General features: G+C 35.6%; 14 protein-coding genes. 5 read left to right on the top strand and 9 right to left on the bottom strand.

Going from position 1 to position 22,575, the window contains the following annotated elements; all coding sequences use genetic code 11:
* Positions 1 to 8 precede the first annotated feature (8 nt).
* A complete protein-coding gene (locus A3EM_RS0107195) occupies positions 9 to 1,010 on the bottom strand; it encodes a 4-hydroxyproline epimerase (protein WP_020527512.1) in 1,002 nt (333 codons plus the stop codon).
* A 4-nt stretch (positions 1,011 to 1,014) separates the two neighbouring features.
* Positions 1,015 to 1,929 carry a dihydrodipicolinate synthase family protein gene (locus A3EM_RS0107190; RefSeq protein WP_020527511.1) on the bottom strand — a complete coding sequence of 305 codons (915 nt, stop codon included), beginning with the start codon at positions 1,927 to 1,929 and terminating at the stop codon, positions 1,015 to 1,017.
* Positions 1,930 to 2,113: 184 nt separating this feature from the next.
* Between A3EM_RS0107190 and A3EM_RS0107185 the strand changes: the two genes are divergently transcribed.
* The gene (locus A3EM_RS0107185; protein WP_020527510.1) at positions 2,114 to 2,977 is read left to right on the top strand and encodes an AraC family transcriptional regulator; all 864 of its coding nucleotides are present in this window, start codon (positions 2,114 to 2,116) and stop codon (positions 2,975 to 2,977) included.
* A 4-nt stretch (positions 2,978 to 2,981) separates the two neighbouring features.
* Here A3EM_RS0107185 and dnaE read toward each other — a convergent pair whose 3' ends face one another.
* On the bottom strand, positions 2,982 to 7,178 hold the full coding sequence (dnaE, locus tag A3EM_RS0107180; RefSeq protein ID WP_020527509.1) for a DNA polymerase III subunit alpha: 4,197 nt from the start codon (positions 7,176 to 7,178) through the stop codon (positions 2,982 to 2,984).
* Positions 7,179 to 7,219: 41 nt separating this feature from the next.
* Positions 7,220 to 8,233, bottom strand: coding sequence for an RluA family pseudouridine synthase (locus tag A3EM_RS0107175; protein ID WP_020527508.1), 1,014 nt, complete (start codon positions 8,231 to 8,233; stop codon positions 7,220 to 7,222).
* A gap of 784 nt (positions 8,234 to 9,017) precedes the next feature.
* Between A3EM_RS0107175 and A3EM_RS41765 the strand changes: the two genes are divergently transcribed.
* Together A3EM_RS41765 and A3EM_RS0107160 are read left to right on the top strand one after the other, a co-directional pair.
* Positions 9,018 to 9,626, top strand: coding sequence for a hypothetical protein (locus tag A3EM_RS41765; RefSeq protein WP_044237513.1), 609 nt, complete (start codon positions 9,018 to 9,020; stop codon positions 9,624 to 9,626).
* Positions 9,627 to 9,723: 97 nt separating this feature from the next.
* The gene (locus tag A3EM_RS0107160) at positions 9,724 to 10,728 is read left to right on the top strand and encodes a DUF6588 family protein (protein WP_020527505.1); all 1,005 of its coding nucleotides are present in this window, start codon (positions 9,724 to 9,726) and stop codon (positions 10,726 to 10,728) included.
* 31 nt (positions 10,729 to 10,759) lie between these two features.
* Here the strand turns inward: A3EM_RS0107160 and A3EM_RS0107155 are convergent, their stop codons facing one another.
* From A3EM_RS0107155 to A3EM_RS0107140, 4 genes are all read right to left on the bottom strand, one after another.
* Positions 10,760 to 11,752, bottom strand: coding sequence for a succinylglutamate desuccinylase/aspartoacylase family protein (locus A3EM_RS0107155; protein WP_020527504.1), 993 nt, complete (start codon positions 11,750 to 11,752; stop codon positions 10,760 to 10,762).
* 3 nt (positions 11,753 to 11,755) lie between these two features.
* Entirely contained in the window at positions 11,756 to 12,664 is a 909-nt protein-coding gene (gene rimK, locus A3EM_RS0107150) for a 30S ribosomal protein S6--L-glutamate ligase (RefSeq protein ID WP_020527503.1), read from the bottom strand.
* The gene (locus tag A3EM_RS0107145; protein ID WP_020527502.1) at positions 12,664 to 13,101 is read right to left on the bottom strand and encodes an ATP-dependent zinc protease family protein; all 438 of its coding nucleotides are present in this window, start codon (positions 13,099 to 13,101) and stop codon (positions 12,664 to 12,666) included. The genes rimK and A3EM_RS0107145 overlap by 1 nt, the downstream gene beginning before the upstream one ends.
* 479 nt (positions 13,102 to 13,580) lie before the next feature.
* Positions 13,581 to 15,437, bottom strand: coding sequence for an AAA family ATPase (locus tag A3EM_RS0107140; RefSeq protein ID WP_020527501.1), 1,857 nt, complete (start codon positions 15,435 to 15,437; stop codon positions 13,581 to 13,583).
* A 590-nt stretch (positions 15,438 to 16,027) separates the two neighbouring features.
* Here A3EM_RS0107140 and A3EM_RS0107135 point away from each other — a divergent pair.
* Positions 16,028 to 18,463 carry an ABC transporter permease gene (locus A3EM_RS0107135; protein WP_020527500.1) on the top strand — a complete coding sequence of 812 codons (2,436 nt, stop codon included), beginning with the start codon at positions 16,028 to 16,030 and terminating at the stop codon, positions 18,461 to 18,463.
* A gap of 80 nt (positions 18,464 to 18,543) precedes the next feature.
* On the top strand, positions 18,544 to 19,092 hold the full coding sequence (locus tag A3EM_RS0107130) for a pyridoxamine 5'-phosphate oxidase family protein (protein WP_020527499.1): 549 nt from the start codon (positions 18,544 to 18,546) through the stop codon (positions 19,090 to 19,092).
* A 29-nt stretch (positions 19,093 to 19,121) separates the two neighbouring features.
* On the opposite strand, the gene A3EM_RS0107125 is transcribed toward A3EM_RS0107130, so the two are convergent.
* Positions 19,122 to 22,454 carry a cyclic nucleotide-binding domain-containing protein gene (locus A3EM_RS0107125; protein WP_020527498.1) on the bottom strand — a complete coding sequence of 1,111 codons (3,333 nt, stop codon included), beginning with the start codon at positions 22,452 to 22,454 and terminating at the stop codon, positions 19,122 to 19,124.
* Between the last annotated feature and the right edge of the window lie 121 nt (positions 22,455 to 22,575).

The following is a 22,575-nucleotide window of genomic DNA, read 5'->3' as shown; positions in this document are numbered from 1 at the left end:
TGGAAAAGTTAAATTACCTGAAAGCCATGTGCATAAGGATCATCATCATCAATAATGATGTGGTTGTAGCCTGTAACCATTGCCCAACCTTCTACGCTGGGAATAATGGCAGCCTTCCCTCCCACTGTTGTTTCAGCTTCCACCACACCAGTAAACTGGGAACCAATATAACTTTCATGAATAAACTTTTCTCCAGTATTCAATTTGCCTTTAGCATGCCATTGGGCCATCCTGGCAGAGGTCCCTGTTCCACATGGAGAGCGATCAATTGCCTTATCTCCATAAAAAACAGCATTTCTGGCTGTAGCCTCCTCTGAAATGGTTTGCCCACTCCAGAGGATATGACTAAGCCCGCTAATTGTGGTTTTATCCGGATGGATAAATTGTTGGTGTTTATTAATTAAGGTTCTGATGGTCCTGCTCCAACGGATCAGGGCATCAGCGGTATAATCCTGAATTCCTTTAAAGTTTTCCTGTGGGTCGATAATGGCGTAAAAATTTCCTCCATATGCAACATCCACATTTAATTTGCCCAGTTCAGGGCATTCTACTTCAATATTTTCAGCGGCTAAAAAAGCAGGAACATTTGTCAGTTTTACTGATTCTACTTTTTTGCATTTTTGTTTGTATTCAACTTTTACCAGGCCTGCCGGGGTTTCCAAATTTAATTTCCCGGGAGTTTTGGGGGCAATTGTTCCTTCCTCAATTGCCATGGTAACTGTACCTATGGTCCCATGTCCACACATTGGAAGACAGCCACTTGTTTCTATAAATAATACACCCGCATCATTTTGGGGATCAGATGGTGGAAACAACATACTTCCTGACATCATATCATGTCCCCTTGGTTCAAACATTAACCCTTTCCTAATCCAGTCAAACTCCGAAAGGAAATGAAGTCTTTTTTCCATCATATTATTGCCTTTAAGCATTGGAACCCCTCCTGCTACTAATCTCACAGGGTTTCCACAAGTATGCCCATCTATGCAATAAAATGATTTCCTCCCCATCTTACTACAAATTCAAATAATCTGGTAACTCAGGACGATTATCAAGTCCTTCTTGAATAATTTTTAAAACCCTTTCTCTTTCTCTACCAGACAATGGTAATCTTGGCGCTCTCACATTTTCAGTTCCCAAACCTGTTTTAAGTTCAGCCAATTTAATATTCTGCACCAATTGTGGACTTAAATCCAATTCTAAAAGTGGCATAAACCATCTGTAAATTTCAATAGCTTCTTCATATCTTTTTGCCTGAACTAATTTGTAAATGGCCACTGTTTCTCGGGGGAAAGCGCAAACCAAGCCTCCAACCCATCCTACTGCGCCCATCATCATATATTCCAAAGCCAGTGTATCTATACCTCCCAGAATTTTAAACCGGTCCCCAAATCGATTGATCATTTTTGTAACTGTTGTAACTTCTCTGGTAGAATCTTTCACTGCCTTAATATTGGCTTCTTCAGCCAATTCTTCGAACATGTCCAAAGAGACCATTATTTTATAATCTACCGGATTGTTATAAATCATGATCGGCAAATCAGTTGACCGGGCAATTTCCTTAAAGTAAGTAACCGTTTCTTTATCCGTAGCTTTATAGCGCATTGGAGGAAGCATCATTAATCCACTGGCTCCATTTTCTTTGGCTAATTTTGCCTGTTCAATTGCTCCTTTTGTGGTTTGCTCGGCAATATTCAGGATTACGGGAATTTTCCCATCTACCATTTCCACTGTGGCTTTAACCAACTCGCTTTTCTCTTCTTCAGAAAGTGAACTGGCTTCACCTAAAGTTCCACCCAGGATTACCCCATTAATTCCAGCTTCTAATTGAACTGTAATGTTCTTTTCAAAAGCAGGTAAATCAAGCTTATCATCGTCTGTAAACTTTGTTGTAATTGCGGGGTAAATTCCTTTCCAGTCCACCTTCATAACTATATACTGTAATTAATAACCATGGCAAAGCTAGAGGCATTTTTTCAGCTTTGTTTTACAGATTTTGCCCAAAACCTGTACGATATTGTCTTGTATTTACTATTAAACATAATATTTATAACTAAATCGTACTTATATTTGATTCCTAATAAATTTTCCACTGAAGATAAACAAATCACCTATGAAAATACATCCATTTAAAATTCCAAAAAACTCAGGAGCTTCTTTTGATATTCAGGTGGAAAAGGGAACTCATTTATATGATTTTTTGCATAATCATCAGGAATTGCAATTGACACTTTTAGTAAAAAGCTCGGGAACCTTGTTCATCGGTGAATATGTAGGTGATTTTAATGACGGGGATATGTTTATTATTGGTTCCAATGTTCCCCATTTATTTAAGAATGATCAGGAATACTATGAACATAAAGATTTAAAGGCACATTCCATCCATATATTTTTTGATCCACAGGTTTTGGGAAATACATTTTTGGAACTTCCGGAATTTAAGGATGTTCAACATTTCTTTCAGTTAACCAGAAGGTGCCTGAAAGTAAATGGAAAAACAAAAGATATTTTAATTCCCTTATTTCACAAGATTCCTAATGAAAAAGGATTTAAGAAAATACTAGTGTTATTTCAAATTTTAGAATCTTTAAGCCAATCAAATGAGCTTGAAATACTTTCTTATGAAAATATGGATAAGGAAGTAAATGAAAATGAAGGGAAGCGGCTGAATGATATTTTCCAGTTTACATTTAATGAATATCACCGGGAAATTTCCCTTAAGGAGGCAGCAGGAATTGTACACATGACACCCTCTTCATTTTGCCGTTTTTTTAAACAGCGAACCAGAAAAACCTATCTTGATTTTTTAACGGAAATAAGAATCAGTAATGCCTGCAAACTTTTGTTACAAAAGAAATACAGCATTACCGAAATTTGCTTTCTCTCTGGTTTTAACAATGTATCAAATTTTAACCGAAAGTTTAAGCGGTTTATGGGAATGAATCCTTCTAGCTATACAAAGGTGCATCGGGTATGAGGAATTAACTCACCGAACATTCATCAATATCCAATTGCCTGATATCATTAATCAGGTTAGTAGAAGGATCAACCTTGTATTTTCTGGAAAGCAAATCCAGTTTAATATTATCTTCCCTGGAATAAACTTCCACTTTCATGTCACATTTCCCTGTATGGTTTATAGCTAATTCCTCCAATTCAGTAGCTAACCTCATATCAAGTTTGGCTATATCAATTCTTAATTTAATTTGCTTACACAATTTATCTTTTACATCAGAAAGCAGAGAAATTGATTTTGGGGACAATTCCCATTGTCCGGGCTGGTTATATCGTTCCTGAACTTTTCCCTTTATATATACAAATTGCCCTACATTGAGCATATTTCTATTCTCCAAAAAAGCCTGGCCAAACAAGGCCAGATTAACTGATGTTTCGTAATCTTCCACCGTAAAAAGGGCAAACTGATTTCCCCTTCGTCCTTCTCTGATATTTACCGAGGTGATCGATCCACCTACAGCAATTTCCTGGTTTCTGTGATTTTCAATTCTGGCTAATGGTACACAAAAGTTTTCCATTTCCATTTTAAACATATCCAGTGGATGCCCGGTAATATAAAACCCAACTACTTCTTTTTCGTGGCGTAATTTTACCAGATCAGACCAGGGCTCACAACTGGCCAATCTGGGTCGGGGCATTTCCATTCCGCTACCCGCACCAAATAAGGAGGCTTGAGCCGACATTTTTTCAGCCTGTATGGCATTTCCATGTTTAAGCAGTTTCTCAATTCCGGAATTTTGCTCCCCACTCTCTATGTAAAAATACTGTGCCCGGTGCATTTCCCCCAGACTATCGAAAGCTCCTGCATATGCCAGGCTTTCAAAAGTCTTCTTATTAACTTTTCTGAGGTCCATTCGCTCTACAAATTCCCAGACATCTTTAAACTGACCATTTTTATTCCTTTCATCAATAATGGCATCCACAGCTGCATCACCAGAACCTTTAATAGCGCCCATTCCAAATCGAATAGCACCCTCATCATTCACATCAAAATCTCTGGAACTTTCATTCACATCTGGACCAAGGACCTTAATTCCCGAGCTTTTACATTCTTCCATGAAAAAGCTTATTTTATCAATGGTTCCCATGGAATTACTCATTACCGCTGCCATGTATTCCGCAGGGTAATTGGCTTTCAGGTAACCAGTTTGGTAGGCTACCACCGAATAGGCCGCAGAGTGAGAACGGTTAAAACCATAAGAGGCAAACTTTTCCATTACTTTGAAAATTTCCTCTGCGGTTTGTTTGGGAATATTGTTTTTCTCCTTCGCTCCTTCCACAAAGATTACTCTTTGCTTATCCATTTCTTCAATCTTCTTTTTTCCCATTGCCCTTCTCAGAATATCCGCACCACCAAGAGAGTAACCTGCCAGGATTTGAGCAGTCTGCATAATCTGTTCCTGGTAAACCATAATCCCGTTGCTGTAATTCAGGATGGGTTCGAGTAATTCGTGAGGGTATTCTATTTCTTCCTTTCCGTGTTTCCTGTTAATGAAATTAGGGATAAACTGCATTGGCCCTGGTCGGTACAGGGCGTTCATGGCAATTAAATCTTCAATATTTGTGGGTTTCAGTTCCTTCAAATATTTCTGCATTCCCGGAGATTCAAACTGGAATGTACCAACCGTTTTTCCAGCCTGATAAAGTTCAAAAGTTTTGGGATCATCCAGTGGAATTTCATCAATATCAATATCTACCCCATGATTCTTTTTAATTAGCCGAAGCGCATCTTTAATGATGGTTAGGGTTTTAAGCCCTAAAAAGTCCATTTTTAGCATCCCGGCAGATTCTACCACCCTGCCATCAAACTGGGTAACCAATAAGTCCGCATCCTTGGAAGTACAAACTGGAATGTATTCCAATAAATCGTCAGGGGCAATGATCACCCCGGCTGCATGTATTCCCGTTCCTCTTACAGATCCTTCAACAGTATGCGCAAGATTTAATACTTTTCCCTGCAAACCCTGGTCTTTTTCTTTAATTTCCCTTAAAGAAGATACCTCTTCAAAAGCTTTATTAAGGGAAGTACCGGGGGCATCCGGAACTAATTTGGCAAGTGCGTTTGCTTCTGCAAGCGGTAGTTCTTCTGCTCTGGCCACATCTTTTATAGACATTTTAGCAGCCATGGTACCATAAGTAATAATCTGTGCGACCTGGTTTTTTCCATATTTCTTTACTACCCAGTCAATTACATCCTGTCTTCCTCTATCATCAAAATCAATATCAATATCAGGCATGGAAACCCTTTCCGGATTCAGGAATCGTTCAAAAAGCAGGTTGTATTTGATAGGATCAATATTGGTAATTCCAATACAGAAAGCCACGGCTGAGCCTGCTGCTGAGCCCCGTCCCGGCCCTACCGCTACTCCCATATCTCTTGCAGCCTGGATAAAATCCTGCACAATCAGAAAGTAGCCAGGAAACCCCATTGTTTTGATGATATCCAGTTCATACTCCAAGCGTTCCTTTACACTTTCTTCTAATGGGTCACCATATCTTTTTTTAGCCCCTTCAAAAGTCAGGTATTTTAAATAATCATCCTGGGTGGTAAATTCCGGTGGCATGGGAAATTCCGGAAGTAAGATATCTCTTTTAAGTTTCAGAGGAGAACATTTATCTACAATTTCCTGTACATTTTCCAGGGCTTCGGGTAGATCAAAGAACAACTGATTCATTTCCTCCTGACTCTTAAAATAATATTTGTCATTTGGCAATGCATACCTGAACCTTCTGCCATTCCCCACTTCCATACTCATGGTCTTACCTTCCTTTACACACCAAAGTACGTCATGAGCCGGAGCATCTTTCTGATTGATATAATAGACATCGTTGGACGCAATAATTTTCACCTTATATTTCTTGGCAAAGGATAAAAGCACTTCATTTACCCTTTCTTCCTCAGGAAGTCCATGCCTCATTAATTCTACATAGAAATCATCTTTGAATAATTCCAACCACCATTGAAAAGCCTCTTCGGCCTGATGTTCGCCTATATTTAGAATGAGATTAGGAATCTCTCCATTTAAATTTCCCGTAGTGGCAATTAGACCGTCTTTATACTTTTCAATTAGAGCTTTATCAATTCGTGGTACTCCGGAATAAAAACCTTCCATGTAACCAATAGAGCTTAATTTTGAGAGGTTTTTATATCCTTCCTGATGTTTTGCCAAAAGTAATTGGGTAAACCTTTTATCTGGGTTGTCTTTGGTAAACTGGGTTTTCTTCCTTTCTACAGCTACATAAAACTCGCATCCGATAATCACTTTAAGATCGTCTCCCTGACCGGCAACTGCATTAAATGCACCATGAAGGTTTCCCATATCTGTAATGGCTACTGCCTCCATTTTCAACTCCCGGGCCTTTTCCAATATCTTTTTAACCTTTGCAGTACTCTGAAGAATAGAAAACTCAGAATGTACATGGAGATGGGAAAAGGGAATGACCTTATCAAGTTTTTTCCCCTGTCTTGCTTTTAGCTCAGCTTCCTGTTTTTTCTTTTCTTCCTGCGCTTTCTTAAAGTTGGCATCATCGAGTTTTGGCGGCTCATAAATAATTGCCTTTACAGGTGTATCATCCCAGGGTTTGGCTACTCCTACTTTTAAAAGTTCAAAGTAACATTTTGAGTTTGCGGCAACATCATAAGCGGCATCGTGTGCATCCTGAAATTTATAGCCAAATAGTTTTTCATGAAGTTCCTCAAGTTTCGGAGGTTTGAACCTGCCTCCTCTACCACCTTGGAGAGCGGTAAATTCGGTGGTGTTTTTCATGGTATCGAACGTATCCAATTCCATGAATAAGCTCTCATCTACTCCTGCCCTGATGAATTCAGCCCCCATTAATGGGATATCATATCCCAAAATATTGTGTCCGATTAATACTTTAGTTTGTTTGATATCCTCCGCAAACTCCTGTATAACCTCTTCTAATGGAATACCCTCTTCCTGTGCTCTTTTCGTGGAAATACCATGAATTTTTTCAGCATTAAAAGGGATGGTAAAGCCATCTGGTGTCACGATAACATTTCTGGCTTTTATTAAATTACCTTTATTATCGTGAAGTTGGTAGGCCAACTGAACAAGTCTGGGCCAATTCTCCAGATCAGTATGTGGGGCTTTCCAGTTGTTTGGTAGTCCGGTAGTTTCAGTATCAAAAATCAGGTACATAGCTTAAAAAAATCTCAGGTTCAAATTGCTAAAAAACTCAATTACGTATATTGAACATAATGTTCCCATCTGTCAATAACAGATTGAAAATCTTCAGGAATTTCGGAATCAAATTGGATAAATTCATTTGAAACAGGATGAATAAATCCTAATGTTTTAGCATGGAGTGCTTGTCTGGGCATTAAGGAAAAACAATTTTCGACAAAACTTTTGTATTTTGAAAACCGCTCTCCTTTTAAAATTTTATCACCACCATATAAAGCATCATTAAACAAAGTATGCCCTAAATATTTCATATGTGCCCTGATTTGATGAGTTCTTCCTGTTTCCAAATTGCATTTTACCAAGGATACATACCTCAACCTTTTTAAAACCTGATAATGAGTAATGGCCTCTTTACCATATTCGCCATCAGGAAATACAGTGCTCATTCTTCTATCTGAAAAGCTCCTGCCGATGTGTCCTTCAATGGTGCCATTATCCTCTTTCACTTCTCCCCAAACCAGGGCATAATAAGTTCGCTCAATTGAATGATCAAAAAACTGTTTTGCTAAATTGGTCATCGCCTGGTCGGTTTTGGCAATAACTAAAAGCCCTGAAGTATCCTTATCTATCCGGTGAACCAACCCTGGCTTTTGTTCACCATTTTTATGCGTAGGCAAATTTTTGAATTTAAAGGCCAGGGCATTTACTAAAGTTCCATCCCAATTGTTGTGGCCAGGATGTACCACCATGCCCGGCTCTTTATTGATAATCATGAGATGATCATCTTCAAAAACAATGTTTAATGGAATATCCTGAGGAATAATCTCAAAATCAACTTTGGGTTTGGGGAGAAAAATTGTTACTACATCTTTAGGTCTTATTTTATAGTTTGATTTAACGTCATCCCCATTTACTTTAATATAATTCTGTTTTATTGCATCCTGAATCCTATTTCTGGACGTGTGCGGCAACCTGTCTATTAAAAATTTATCAATCCTCAATAGAGATTGTTTAGGGTCAGCTTCTATTCTAAAATGCTCAAATAATTCTTCATCATTTTCTTCAATCATTTTACAAAGATACAGGTAAATCGCATCAAATCTAAGGATGAATACGTGGTAAATTTTAAAAAATTAAAGCGAATTTAACTTTTAATATCAGCCATTATTTTCTATTATATTGGTCAGATGCCCTTCTCAACTTTTATTTTATAAAAATTATAAAAAATATAAATTCTAATTTTTGTGGCAATTCTTTACCAAAAAGGAAAGAGGTGTTACATAAAAATTAATCATTTTTTGTAATAATTTGCTTCGAAGAAAGGCATGCCAAAAACTTATGATTAATTTGGGTATTCTAAACAAATAATCTTAACCAACTGATAACCAGTGTTTAAACCCAGAAGTCTCCAAGGTAAACCTTTTCTTATTTGGAGATTATTCTCCTAAGGTTGGCTTAAAAATTATGGCACTCCATTCATAAAAACTTACCTGCCCTATCAAAAAGCACATTTAACAATAGAATTAGCCCTATTGGGTCTGAGATTTGTAAATCCCTACCAAGTTATTTATTCAAAACATAACTAATAATTTATGAAAGGATTAATACTTAATAGAGTTTCGTTGAGTTCCTTTCCACTTGAATGCCTTATGAGGCAGATAAACTAAACAAACAAACTAAAACCCCGGCAAAACCGGGGTTTTTCATTTTAATTAAAAATCATTCAGAAAGCATATTTTCTTACATGGATTGGGAATTTGACTCTTTTGCATGAACCAAAGATGATTTCGGTAATGAATTTGCCAATCGGCAGTTATAAATAGAAATATATAAGTAACCTAAACAAATAAATTTATGAATAACTCTACATTATCCATTCTTAAAAAAAGGATTTTAAATGCCTTAGCCATTCTAACCGTTTGTGTATGTTTTGCTGGTTTTTGCGAAGACAGCGCTCTTCCAATAAACATCTCCAAAACAATGGAATATGAATATACCATTAGCCTCACAGATGAATTTGAAGGCTCAGAAACTGAAGTTAGAGAAGTTGATCCTCAGGAAGAACAGGATTTTCAGGATAATAAAGAAAGCATTAAAGAATTTACTCTCAACAAGCTAGAATATCAGATTACCGGAATTACCGGACAAGACAATATTGAATATGCAAATGCTGAAATTCATTATACTCCTTCTTCAAACATTGAAATAAGGGATGGTGAGCCAATTGCAATAGAGGAATCTAAGGTAGTTAGAATTATGACTCTAGATGAAATAATTAAATTAACTCCAGGTAAGCACGAATTAGTTCTTCCAGCTAATATCAAATCAGCTTTAACCGAATTATTAAATACTGAACAACCTTTTTACGTAGCCTTTAGCGCTAAAGCAAAAACAACTGGTCCAGCATCAATAAGTGTAAAAGTATATCTAGATGTAACTGCTAAAACTGAGCAGGAACTATAAATTTCATTTAAACATAATCATCAAAGGCATATAAATTAAGGATTACCAAAATTTATATGCCCTTATTTTATATTAGAAAATTAATCTTTTTAATAACATGAAGCTAACATACAAAATCAAAGGGTTCTATTTTGCACTTACCTTAATCCTGTTTCACCCAACTTTTAATTTTGCCCAAAGCGATCAGTTTGATTTAATTTTAGAATCGGGAGTTGAAGATGCCGAAACCCTGCTTGGTCATTATTTAAAACCAGCTGTAAAAGGATTTGGATATGACATCAATGCAGGCTGGTTTAATACTGCCAAACCTCATAAAACATTAGGTTTTGATCTAACTGTCATGGGACATGCGGCATTGGTTCCAAATAAGGATGTAACCTTTACTTTCAATGATCATGAATATGCCAATATCAGGTTGAGTGATCCTTCAAACAGGGAGCTTCCAACTCTTTTTGGGGAATACGAAGCCGGACCAGAACTAATTATTATGGAAGATGGAGAAGAAGTAGTAAGAGTGAGTTCAATGCCTGGCTTAGGTCTGAAAGAAGATATAGGATACAATGCTGTTCCAGCTCCAATGGTTCAGTTGGGATTAGGAATTACCAAAGGAACTGATGTGAAATTTAGATTTTTCCCTCACTCGGTTTTTGGTGATACTGATGTCAAGTTATTGGGAATTGGAGTGATGCATGATATCAAACAATGGATTCCGGGAATGAAGGAATTACCTATGGAATTGTCAGTTTTCGGAGGGTTTACCAAAATGAGTTCGAATTCATATTTAAACGATGCTAAAACTCAGCAATTAACTTATGATGTTACAGGAATTTCTTTTCAGGCAATTGCCTCTAAAAAACTGGCTATTTTCACCTTTTATGGAGGATTAGGTTACAATACAGTCAACTCTAATGTAAATCTTCTTGGGGATTTTGAAACTGATAAAGCCACATTTAAAGATCCGGTAACTTTAAATTATAAACATGGAAGTCCACGAGCCACTTTTGGAATGAATATTCATGCCGGACCATTATTGATTATGGGAGATTATTCATTCAATGAGTATAATAATGTTACCCTAGGAGTTGGATTTGCAGTAAGATAATTTAAAATTGTTATTCAATAAAAAAGGAGAATCAAATTGATTCTCCTTTTTTATTTTTAGCGTTTACACTTTTGCTATTTGCAATTCCAATATGAACAATTGCATCTCCCTGATGAACTATTGGGTTATTATTAAGCCCAACTATATAACCAGAAGCTGGTGATTTAAGCGGAATTTTAAATTCCCCAAATGGGTCGGTTACGGTTCCAATCACCTCATTCTTTTTTACCTTTTGACCGTATTTAAAAAAACTATGGAATAATCCTGAAAATTTTGCTCTTACCCAGGTGGAATGTTTGATAATAATATTGGGTTTGCTAGGCTCAGGAGCTTCATCTACCATTTCTAAATGTTTCATTAATCTCCTTGTGCCAGCAATTCCTTCCTCGATTGCATATTGGTCAAACCTGGCAGATTCTCCCCCTTCATAAACCAGAATTTTTTTTCCTTTTTTCCCGGCCGCCTGTCTCAAGGATTTAGGTCTATAAACAGAATCAATTGAAAAGGGGGCACAAAATGCGCTTGCCAATTCTACATTCTTGGGATCCTTAAAGACAGCCCTGATTTGAGGGTAATTAGTTCGATCAGCCCCACCCGTATGAAAGTCTATTCCATAATCAATTTGAGGAATGATTTCTTTCATTAGATGAAATGCAATTCTACTGGCCAGCGAACCATTTTTATTTCCTGGAAATGAACGATTTACATCCTTACCATCCGGAACCTCTCTGGAAAAATTAATAAAACCAAAAATATTAAGTATCGGAATACAAATTACAGCTCCCTTTTTCACCCTATGAAATCCATTCTCAATAATTCTCCTAACTACCTCAATACCATTAATCTCATCACCATGAAGCCCTCCCATTAATAACAGGACAGGCCCATCTTCCATCGCATTATAAACTACAACAGGTATATCAATTACAGTATGAGAAGGCAGCCGCGCAATTGGAGCATTTATTTGAACTTCCTCTCCGGGAGCAACTAAAGTTTCTCCGATAATAATTTTTTTCTTAGACATTTGTCAGGCTTTAACCTTATCTTTTGGTTTTCTTTTTTTGGAAATATTTCTTTCAATATATTCTACAATTTTTCCCGCAATATCAACTCCGGTGGCCGTTTCAATCCCCTCCAACCCAGGTGATGAATTTACTTCTAAAACCAGGGGACCTCTTTTGGATTCAATCATATCCACACCGGCAATGGCTAAACCCATGGCTTTTGCCGCTTTTAAAGCACTCGACTTTTGTGCTCTTGTTAACTTTACTACATTCGCTGAGCCTCCTCTATGCAAATTTGACCTGAATTCCCCTTCCTTCCCTTGTCTTTTCATTGCCCCAACAACTTCACCATCCACAATAAAGGCTCTGATATCTGCACCACCGGCTTCCTCAATAAATTCCTGCATTATAATTCTTGTTTTCAGGCTGTCAAAAGCTTCTACTACTGATTTTGCTGCTTTATCAGTTTCAGCAAGAACCACTCCCAGCCCCTGAGTTCCTTCCAGTAATTTAATTACCACTGGAGCTTTTCCAATGTGCTTTATAACCTTATTTTCTTCTTTAGAATTATTGGTAAAAGCGGTTTTAGGCATACCTACACCCGCTCTGGAAAGTATTTGTAAGCTTCTTAATTTATCCCTCGACCTTGTAATTGCCAAAGAATCAACAGCACTAAAAATTTTTTTCATTTCAAACTGCCTTACTACGGCAGTTCCGTAAAATGTAACTGAGGCCCCTATCCTTGGAATTACCGCATCTACATCATCAAGGGTACTTCCATTAAAAAAAATATTTGGCCCTTTTTCATCCATAATAATATCGCACTTTAGGTGATCGATTACTACTCCTGTATGGCCTTTTTGTTCTATAGCTTCCAGTAATCTCCTGGTTGAGTATAAGTTTTTATTTCGGGACAAAACTGCTATTTTCATTATTTCTTTTTTTGCTTAAATGATAAGTCTTTTTTTTCTACATCAACAATAAATTTTCCAGAAAGAAATCTTCTTCCTAATAAAATTGGATACTTCATTTTTTCCCTGTCTGTCAAAGAAAATTCTGTTTCAATCTTTTCATCAAAAATCTCCAAAACCGTTTTAATGGTAAATCTTTCCTCAGGAATACCGGAAGTGTTTTTTATATTTCGGGTGGTAAACCTTTCAAAATAGAAATCCTTGTCATTATAGTCCGGATGAAAGGGGTCTAATAGTTTAAAATGCAAAACATTTTTTCCATCCATTTTTACTACAGAAATATGATGGCAATGAATAGCACTTGTATAAGCTCCTGTATCAATTTTTGCATCAATTTCAAATAATTTAAGTTCGGGTAAATTTATTTTATCAATCCTTCCTATTACCGTTTTCTTCATTATTATAAAAACTTCAAATTATTAAACCTTGGAATATGAGAAAGAAAATTTCCCTCTCAATCCAGTGATGGAACCTTGTTGTTTTCTTCAAATCAAACAACTCTGATGTTTGGTACGCCACAAACCAGGAAAGTCACATTAATTTTAAAATGGGAAACAGGTACTTTGCTTATTGTAATTTCCTAAGCCCAATTTTAACCAAAATTGTTTAGCTATTAAAAAAATTACTAAATAAAATGCAAAGAATATTTTATAGGAAAAACTCGGGCAAGTCAGGAAATTGTAAAAGCACATAAGCCTTTTACAACTTAATAAGAGGATAGGTTTTAATCAGTAAAACTTAAAGGTTTTTTAAGGTGAACAAGCACTGAATACTTGTTTGAATAGGAAATAAAGATAGCTTTTAAAGCAATTAGATTTATTAAACAAGGATTTTATTTATTCCAAATAAGATATTGATTTTCAGATTTTTATGTAAATTACATTTCTCCTTTTTCTCGCAAAAACATTTCCACTTCTCCCACATCCACAAATCCTCTTTGAATACCAATCTGGTAACTTTGTTTCAATATTTTTATACCTCCATTTTTTTCTCCGGTAGTATATAAAAACCGTCCGAGAATTTTCCCTATTTGATAAGTACTTTTTACATCTTTTAAATCAAGGGCAATCTTATAAGCAGCAAGTGCATATTCCAGATACTTGGGAATATTTTTCTTTAAACTGGCCAGCATAGAAAGGTGTTGCAACACTTTTCCTTCTTGTGGTTTTAAACCAGCCTTTCTAAATTTGGTCAAAGCTTTTTCAAGAAAAAAATTAGCATCTTCAGCTTTTTTAAAAATCTTAAAAATCCTTCCTAATAAAAATAAAACTTCCTTATCTGTATCTTCTCCAAATAATTGAAAAGTTTTGATGCCATAATAATATGCGGTAGCAAAATATCCCAATTTAAAATGATAACCTATCAGATGCATGGAAATTAAGCTTAGTCTGGGCTTATCTTTTAACTTATAATATACTTCAAAAGCTTCTTTTAAATTAGCAATTCCGAAAATCAGGTTTTCAGCATCAGACAATAAATACTTGCCAGCCTTTTCTAAAGAATTTTCAAACAGATCACTGGAAAGATCCATAAAATTCAATTCTTTTTTGATAAAACTGTCCACCTCATAATATAAATCTCCGGAAAAAACATCCGATTTTGTATTAATGATTTCCTTTTCCTGGAGTTTCTGTAAACTTTCCTCAGGAGAATGCCCTTCAAATCCAGAACTGTCTTGGATTTGTAATTTCAGTCCTAATTCCTTGACAGGAATTTTGAAAATGACGATGGCCTTAAGGAGTATTTTCTCTTGTTGATCAAGGTGTTGTATGATTTGTCCGGTGATTATTTTTTCGACAAGAATATGGTGTTTTTCATTCTCTAAATTTTCCAGCTTTCCTCTGTCTGCAATTCCAAGTATGGAATTTAATGTGGCTGTTAAGTCATTTGGAGTTTGGTTGCCAATCACCCTTAACAAATTCAACAATTTTAAATTTTTATTAAGACTGGTAAAAAGAAACTCAAGAGGAAAGTTAGAATGATGTTTTTCTGTTTCTTTTTCTATTATTTCCCAAAATGACTCAGGGAAACTCTGAGTGAAAAGAATTTTTATAAAATCTACAAACAAAATTTCTTCACAGGAAATTGAATGTAAATTTTCAAAATGTTTTTCAATTTTTCGTTGCCCATTTATTATTACAAAAAGATTGCTTTCCATAAATAAATTTATGCAATCAAAAACATCAACATATTGAGGATGAACAGATTGCCCCTTCCCAGCAAACAGAAAATCTATATTTTCAAAAAAGATAACAGGTTCTGTATCTTTTTTTATTTCTTCCAATAGAAATTTAACCTTTTCCTTTCCCTTTTTAAAGGTTTTTAGCTTTTCAAGCACATCATAATTCTCCTTTCTTTCCAACAAAAATGCTTCAAGTGTCCTTTGAATACATTGAAAGGAAACCGTACTTTCATTAAAAACAAAGGGATGAATATCAGAATTGAGTTCTTTTAATAATTCGTAAATTTTATTGGACAAAGCAGTTTTTCCACAGCCCGGCTTTCCATAAAACTGAATGGGTGTTTTATTCACCAACCGACTAAGGGCCTGGTTTACTTCTTCCTTTCTTCCTAAAAACAAAAATTTTTGTTTGGGAGGAATATTATTTAAATAATGACTGCCATAAAATTGGTGAATAGGCAAATTTTGCTCACGCTCAGTTCTGATTTTAAATAATTCTAATTCTTCCCAATCCTCTCGCGATAAGTATTGTTTTAGAAAATCTATGGGCATTTTTTTAGTGGGTATTTTAAACTATAGTTATAGAATATTGCTAAAAACTAATAGAAATGACTTCAAAAGATAGTTTCAATATAGCAAGTTTAGAAGGTATATTGTAAAAGTATTCGTCAATACTTTGGTAAAGTCACAGTCTATTCCATCCTTCTTTATTTTTTAACTCTACGGGGAAGAAAAAATTCTCTAAAACTCCGAATAATCCAATTTGACCATGAGGCACTAACATTTTTTTGTCTTTACCTGCTACTTATCCGGTTGGCGTGTCTTAAAATAAAATTTAAGTTTACACTTTCTTATTAATTTTATTTTTTGAATTTATCGAAATTCCGGTTTTCAAGCCGGAAATAATTAGATTTTGGTAGTTCATTTTTTTAGGTGAATAATGGAGTGTATTTAAGGGAAAACCGGAAAATCTTTGTACAAAACCTGTGCATCGTAGTCGAAAAGTCTTAGTTTAGACAGCTTCCTTAAGTCCAAAATAAGCACCCGTGCTATTATTTCTGAGAAACAGTAATTTCTCTAGCAGTCTTTTATGGCAAAATAATACACAATTAATTTGGAATTACTACTTAATATCAGATGTCATGATTAAAAATTACATTACTATAGCGTTAAGAACCTTTTCAAAACAAAAGGGGTTTGCGCTAATCAATATTTGTGGGCTGGCTATTGGTTTGGCAAGTTCCATCTTTATATTTCTTTATGTAATTGATGAACTTAGTTATGACTCAATTCATCCTTTTTCGCAGGATACTTACCGAATGGGTTATCACCTGAAAACCGAGGACGGAGATGAATATGACAGTCCCGGAGTGCCCGGAGTGTGGCCAAAAGAAATGAAAAATCAGATTCCAGAAGTATTGGAATTTGCCAGAACACTTTGGGTAGGCTACCCAGTTTCAATCGAAAATAGCGAAAAAGAAAAAATTATACTCACAGAGGAATTATTCTGGACAGACAAAACTTTCCCAAAAGTTTTACACTTTCCAATTTTGAGGGGTAACTCCGAATTTGTATTTGAACATCCCAATTCAGTGGTAATAAACAAAACAGAAGCTCAAAAACTATTTGGGGATGAAAACCCTATAGGAAAAATGATTAATTTAAAACATCCAAGGATCACTGATGGACAACCCCTTAGTGTGAAAATAACCGGGATTATGGATGATTATCCATCCAATTCTCATATTAAACCGAAATACCTGGTTAATCTGGAATCTTTAAGACCAATCCTTGGTGAAGATTATGACAATTATTTTGAAACAAACTGGAATGATGGATATCTTGAGGCTTATTTTGTCTTAAAAGAAGGCACCCCAATCAATCAGGTGAAAGCGACCTTCAACCAAATTTTACAATCTAATTTAAATGAAGAATCTGCAAATGTTTCACTTATTTTTCGAAAATTAACTGATATTCATTTCGACAATGAAATTATGTGGTCCCTGGAAGGATCAGGGGATTTTGATTATGTACTTATTTTCGGAACAATTGCCCTGCTCATTTTAATAATTGCCTGTATCAATTATATGAATTTAGCCACTGCCAGATCGGCAAAAAGAGCTAAGGAAGTGGGACTAAGAAAGGCATTTGGAAGTACAAAAAACCAGTTAATGCTTCAATTTTTTAATGAATCATTGATCACTACCATTTTTGCCCTGATTTTGAGCCTTTTTCTGGTGCTGGTATTTATGCCACATTTCAATGAAATGGCTGAAAAGAGTTTCTCCTTCACATCTCTTTTCAATCCCCTCATAATTTATTCTCTCATAGGAATAATTCTATTTGTGGCTATTGTTTCAGGAAGTTACCCAGCCATTTATTTATCATCCTTTAAGCCGGTAGAGGTTTTAAAATCAAAGTTTGTGGCGGGGAAACCTGCAGAGATGTTTCGAAAAGGATTAGTTATTGTTCAGTTTTCCATTACTCTTATTCTAATAATTTGTACCGGATTGATCATGAAACAAATGAGCTTTATCCAAAATTCAAAACTCAATGAAAATGGGGAACAAATTGTTTCTATTCGATATGGAGGTACAGCCCCGGCAGAAAAGTATGAGTCGTTAAAAAATCAATTATTACAAGATGCCAGTCTTGAGCATGTAACCATTGGAAACCATTTACCCAGGCAAAACTATTTTGGCGGAATCCATTCAAATTTTCAGTTTCCAGAAATTAAAGAGGAAGAAGTCCACTGGAGCCAGCTAAGTGTAGATTTTGACTTTCCAAAGACTTACAACCTTGAATTTGTAAATGGACGTGATTTTTCAAAAGATATTGAAACAGATTCTAATGCTTTTATCCTGAATGAAGTCGCTGTTAAACATTTAGGAATCAGTACGGAGGAAATTCTGAATACCACAGTAAAAACCAAAAAAGGGCAGCTTACAGGAAGTGTAATTGGTGTAGTCAAAGATTTTCCATACCGAAGTATCCATCAGAATATCGGGCCTTTAGTGATTAGTGCCAGGCCGCACCCAATGGATAAAATTGTTTATGTAAAATTGCCTAAAGGAAAATTTCAGGAAAAATTGGAATTTATTGAAGCAACCTGGAAAAATGTACTTCCGGGAATTGGTTTCGATCATTGGTTTTTAAGTGAGGAGTTTGGGAAAATGTATCAGACAGAAAGACGCATGGCAAATTTGTCCAAGAACTTTGCAATCCTGGCGATTTCCATTGGTTGTCTTGGCTTATTTGGCTTAGCAAGCTACCTTGCTGAAAGAAGGACAAAAGAAATAGGGATAAGAAAAGTAATGGGGGCCACTGTTTTTCAAATGCTTCTATTATTATTCAGTACTTTTAGTTTTTTAATATTTATTTCAGCACTGATTGCTATTCCATCCTCCTATTTCTTAATGAGTAACTGGATGCAAAACTTTGCTTACAATGTAGGTTTGGATTGGTTGATTTTTGGATTGGCCATTTTATTTGTATTTATTTTAACTATTGTTACAGTTGGGTATGAATCCCTGAAAGCCTCTTTAGCAAATCCAGTGGATGCAATTCGACAGGATTAATTCTATAAAACCCAATATACTCTTAACCATTAACCAGGTGAAGAGAGTTGTTTTTTTACTGACTTAAATTAATAATCCTAATGGGAAAATTTTCAAATACTCTGACAAAAAAAGACATTGATTTTATTGCCAGCCAACACATATTTTTTACCGCCACTGCACCATTTGAAGGAAGAATAAATGTTTCTCCAAAAGGAATGAACAGCTTTAGGGTAATAAACGAAAATGAAGTGGCTTACCTTGATCTTACAGGCAGTGGCAATGAATCGGCCAGCCATATTCTGGAAAACAAGCGGTTAACCATAATGATGTGCGCTTTTGAGGGAAAACCCAATATTCTGAGAATGTATGGAAAAGGGGAAGTCATCCTTAAAAAGGATGCTGAATGGGAAGACTATTTTTCAAAATTTAATCCTATTGATGGGGTAAGACAAATTATCAAATTGAAAATCGAAAGTGTTCAGAATAGTTGTGGCATGGCAGTGCCATTCTTTGATTACAACGATGAAAGAAGAGAATTGGAAAACTGGGCAACCCAAAAGGGAGAGCCAGGCCTTTTGGATTATCAAAATAAAAACAATCTCAAAACCATAGATGATAAGTCAAACGGTATTACTTCTTATTCTTAAACCATGACCGTAAAGCAAAGAATCGTGAGTTAAATTCTTTCCAGTTTTCTGTTTTTTTGTAAATCGGTTATCATGGCATCCTGAGCTCTGATCCTGTTACATAGCACCTGTAAAATCCCTTTGGCTACTTCTGGTCTTTGGGCCATTAGCTCATAGAAATCAACCTGGTCAAGGCGGAGCAATAGCGTGTTCTTTTCAGCCATGGCGCTTGCCGAGCGGGGGTTTTCATCCAGCAAGCCTAATTCCCCAAAGAAATCCCTGTTAACCAAAGTATTGAGTGGGTAATTGTCTATATGAATTTTCACCTGACCTTCATAAATGATATACATACAATCACCTCTATCCCCTTTTTTAAATATCTCAGTACCTTCAGAAACCCTTTCTTCAGTAATGATGGTGGCAATATCAATCAAAACATTCTCTGGAGTTTCCGAAAATATTGAAGTACTTTTTAAAATAATTACCTTTTCAATTTCCAGTAATTTACTTTGTTGATTTTCCATCTTCTTAATTAGTTTTTTCATTTGCATGGAGTCTTCTACTACATCTTCTAAAAATTCACCGATCTTAAAGAATCGATCTTTACAAAACTCTATAATGGTGTGACCTGCGGCTTGTGAAAATAACAAATCGTTGCTTTCCAGATAAGGAATAAAAGCCTTGAGCAGACTTGGGTAAAAGGAACCCGCTAATGAATATAAAGCTGTAGCCTGCGTCCATCTGCTGAACTTACTTTCTCTTTCTTCGCCTTGAAGGATAATAAAGACCACGGTTATTTCATCCAACAATTGATCTGAATAATACCGGGAAAGCCTGGTTTTCCGAATCTGTTTTGTATTCCCGTTCAACACTACAATGAGTTTTTCCACGGTAGATGCAGGCAACATTTGAGAAAGTGTTTCAATAACTTTAAGTCTGTCTTCCTTCTCAATTGATCCCAGTAAATGTAAAATTTCCTTGTACTCGTCAGGCCGCGAGACAAATAGAAAAGACAATAGGGTTTTAATTTTCTTTTTTTCTTCTTCCAGTTCTTTTTGAAGCGCATCGAGTAATAAACCAAATCCCCTTTTTTTATTTAAAAGCATAATGGCATTGTGCAACCAGAAAATTTGCCGAAACAACTTTTCCAGTTGGTCGGTAACCTGATAATAATCTTCCTTTAATTTCGCTTCAAAACCTGCTATTTTTAAGGCATTCAGCGCCTCTATTTTTAAATCAAGCCAGGGGAATTTTACCACCCACCAGAGTATTTCAGAAGCTTTATCTCCCCCAATCTGGCCACACACTTTACATAAGCGAAGCATAAATCGCTCTTTAGTATGCTTATACATGCCAAATTCTTCCTTTATTAGCGGTAGGGCATTTTCCTTGTATTGCACCAGAGAAATGATGGCTTCATTATAATAACCACTGCCTTTAATCATGGAAATCAAAAAGGGAATAAAAATACTATCATGTAATTTCCCACAAACAAGCACCGCCTTCCTTACCACCCTTTCATTTTTGTTTTCCAAAAAACCAAGTACTACATCACAGTATTCGCAATCATTTAATTCTTCAATAATCTCAAGCGAAAGAATCTGATCCTCCGGGGTAAATGAACTGATCAGGTTTGATAATTTTTCTTTGGCTTTTATTTGCTGATCCTCGGTCCCAAATTGGAGCAGGCTTAGTATTGCTGCTCTTTGAATCGGGGGTTCCGAATCTTCCAGATAAAGGTTTATTTCCTCTATGGCTTCTTTTTTCAGAATAGAAAAAGTTTTAATGGCTGCTGCTTTTACCTTAGGACTTACATCCCCGTTTTTTCTTATAATATCCAGTACATTATCTAGCTGGGTTTCTAGTTTTAGTGCTTTTATTTTTTCTATTACATGAATTTGAACTTCCTCTGAAGGGTGGGAAAGCAAAAGTGTTAAACGGCCATCAATATGGCTAGGGTCAAACCTATGTAAAAGTTCTATGGAATAAATTACTGCTTCTGAATGATTAGCTTCAAGTTTACTTTCCAAAATCTGAAGAATGTCCTTGTCTTTTATGGCCAATTCGGGGCCTTCTAATGACCTAACTTCCAGTGCACTTTCAAAAATTTTAATGAAATTTTGATGATTAATAATGAGTATTAATAACCAGATACCTATTGAGGCCAACAAAAAATATTGCAGTTCATAAAAATTGAGACTTGCATTGAATTGAGTAAAAATTAAAAGCAGAGCAGCCATTAATATTCCAACAGGTTCAATGACTGTTTTTAAAATTATAAAATTCGGTAATCTGTAAAGCTTTATTAGAGGCTCAAATAGGGAAATAAATACTGGCTCATTTAGAGAATATTTAAACACCATGAAAATAAGCGCAAGGGCACCAAAATGCAAAAGAGAATGCCCCCCCTCCCTTTCAGCAAGACCGTTAAAATAAAAAATCAAAACGGAAACTATGGTCAGCATTACCGGCAGTACATAAAGAGCAGTTCTGATTCCAATTTTCCCCACTACTTTTTTGGAAAATACAAACTTGATAATAAAAGTAGCCAGACAAATTATACTGAAAAAGTACCCCAGATACTCAGCTATTCCTTTACTTGTCCTGATTTTAAGTTGTAAATCATTGATGAATGAAAAGTCAATAAGAATAGCTGTTAAGGCAATTACAGCAGATAAGAGGGATAGAATCCTAAGGTATTTATCACCGAAATAAAATTTAAAAACATTGATTTCAGGCTCTAATTGAACCTTTTCCATAGTAGGCGTACTCTCTGTGGTGGAAAATTCCGGCTTTTTTAGAATTCTGTTTAAAAAGAAAAAGGAAATTAGGATAAAGCATGCTGAAACCAAAATAATGGTGGGAAGATCAAAAACTATTAACAGAGAAGTAATCGATAAATAACCAATGAATCGACCGGGCAAATCTCCGGAAGCAGTCCACCCCAACAGGCTGCTACTATGCTTTAAATCGAATAATAATGAGGATAGCCCAAATGATTCCAAATGGAACATGAGATACACGATCCTGTACATCACCATCAGGAAAAATAAATACCAGACTTTATGAATACTTATTGTCCCAAAGTACATGAAAAAAATTAAAAGGAACATTCCAAGGATTACAATTTGGAATAACTTTTCCTTTTTAACTACCTGAATCAGAATATTATAAAGGCGTCCGGTTACAATATAAATAATGGCTGTAAACAGGTAAACAAAAGGAAGGTTCTCGGCTGAAACTTCGGAAAGAAACAATGCATTTGAAGCTAGAAAAAATAAAGCAAGTCCGGCTCCAATAAAAAATTGATGGAAGAATAGGGAATTGATAAACCATCCATTTTCCTTTTTGATTTTAAATGCCTTAATAAAAACGCTATTCATTTTACCTTAAAATAACCTCCTGAATTTTTCCTAATCCTCTCAATAATCCCCCAATTTTATGAACTTAACTGGTCATTATGCTGATTAAAGTCCATCACCAAATAAATCTTTTAAATATATG

This window comes from Flexithrix dorotheae DSM 6795, from assembly GCF_000379765.1.
In the GTDB taxonomy this organism is placed as follows: domain Bacteria; phylum Bacteroidota; class Bacteroidia; order Cytophagales; family Flammeovirgaceae; genus Flexithrix; species Flexithrix dorotheae.
Note: the sequence above shows the minus strand (reverse complement) of the source record. Positions and strands in the feature narration are given on the sequence as shown.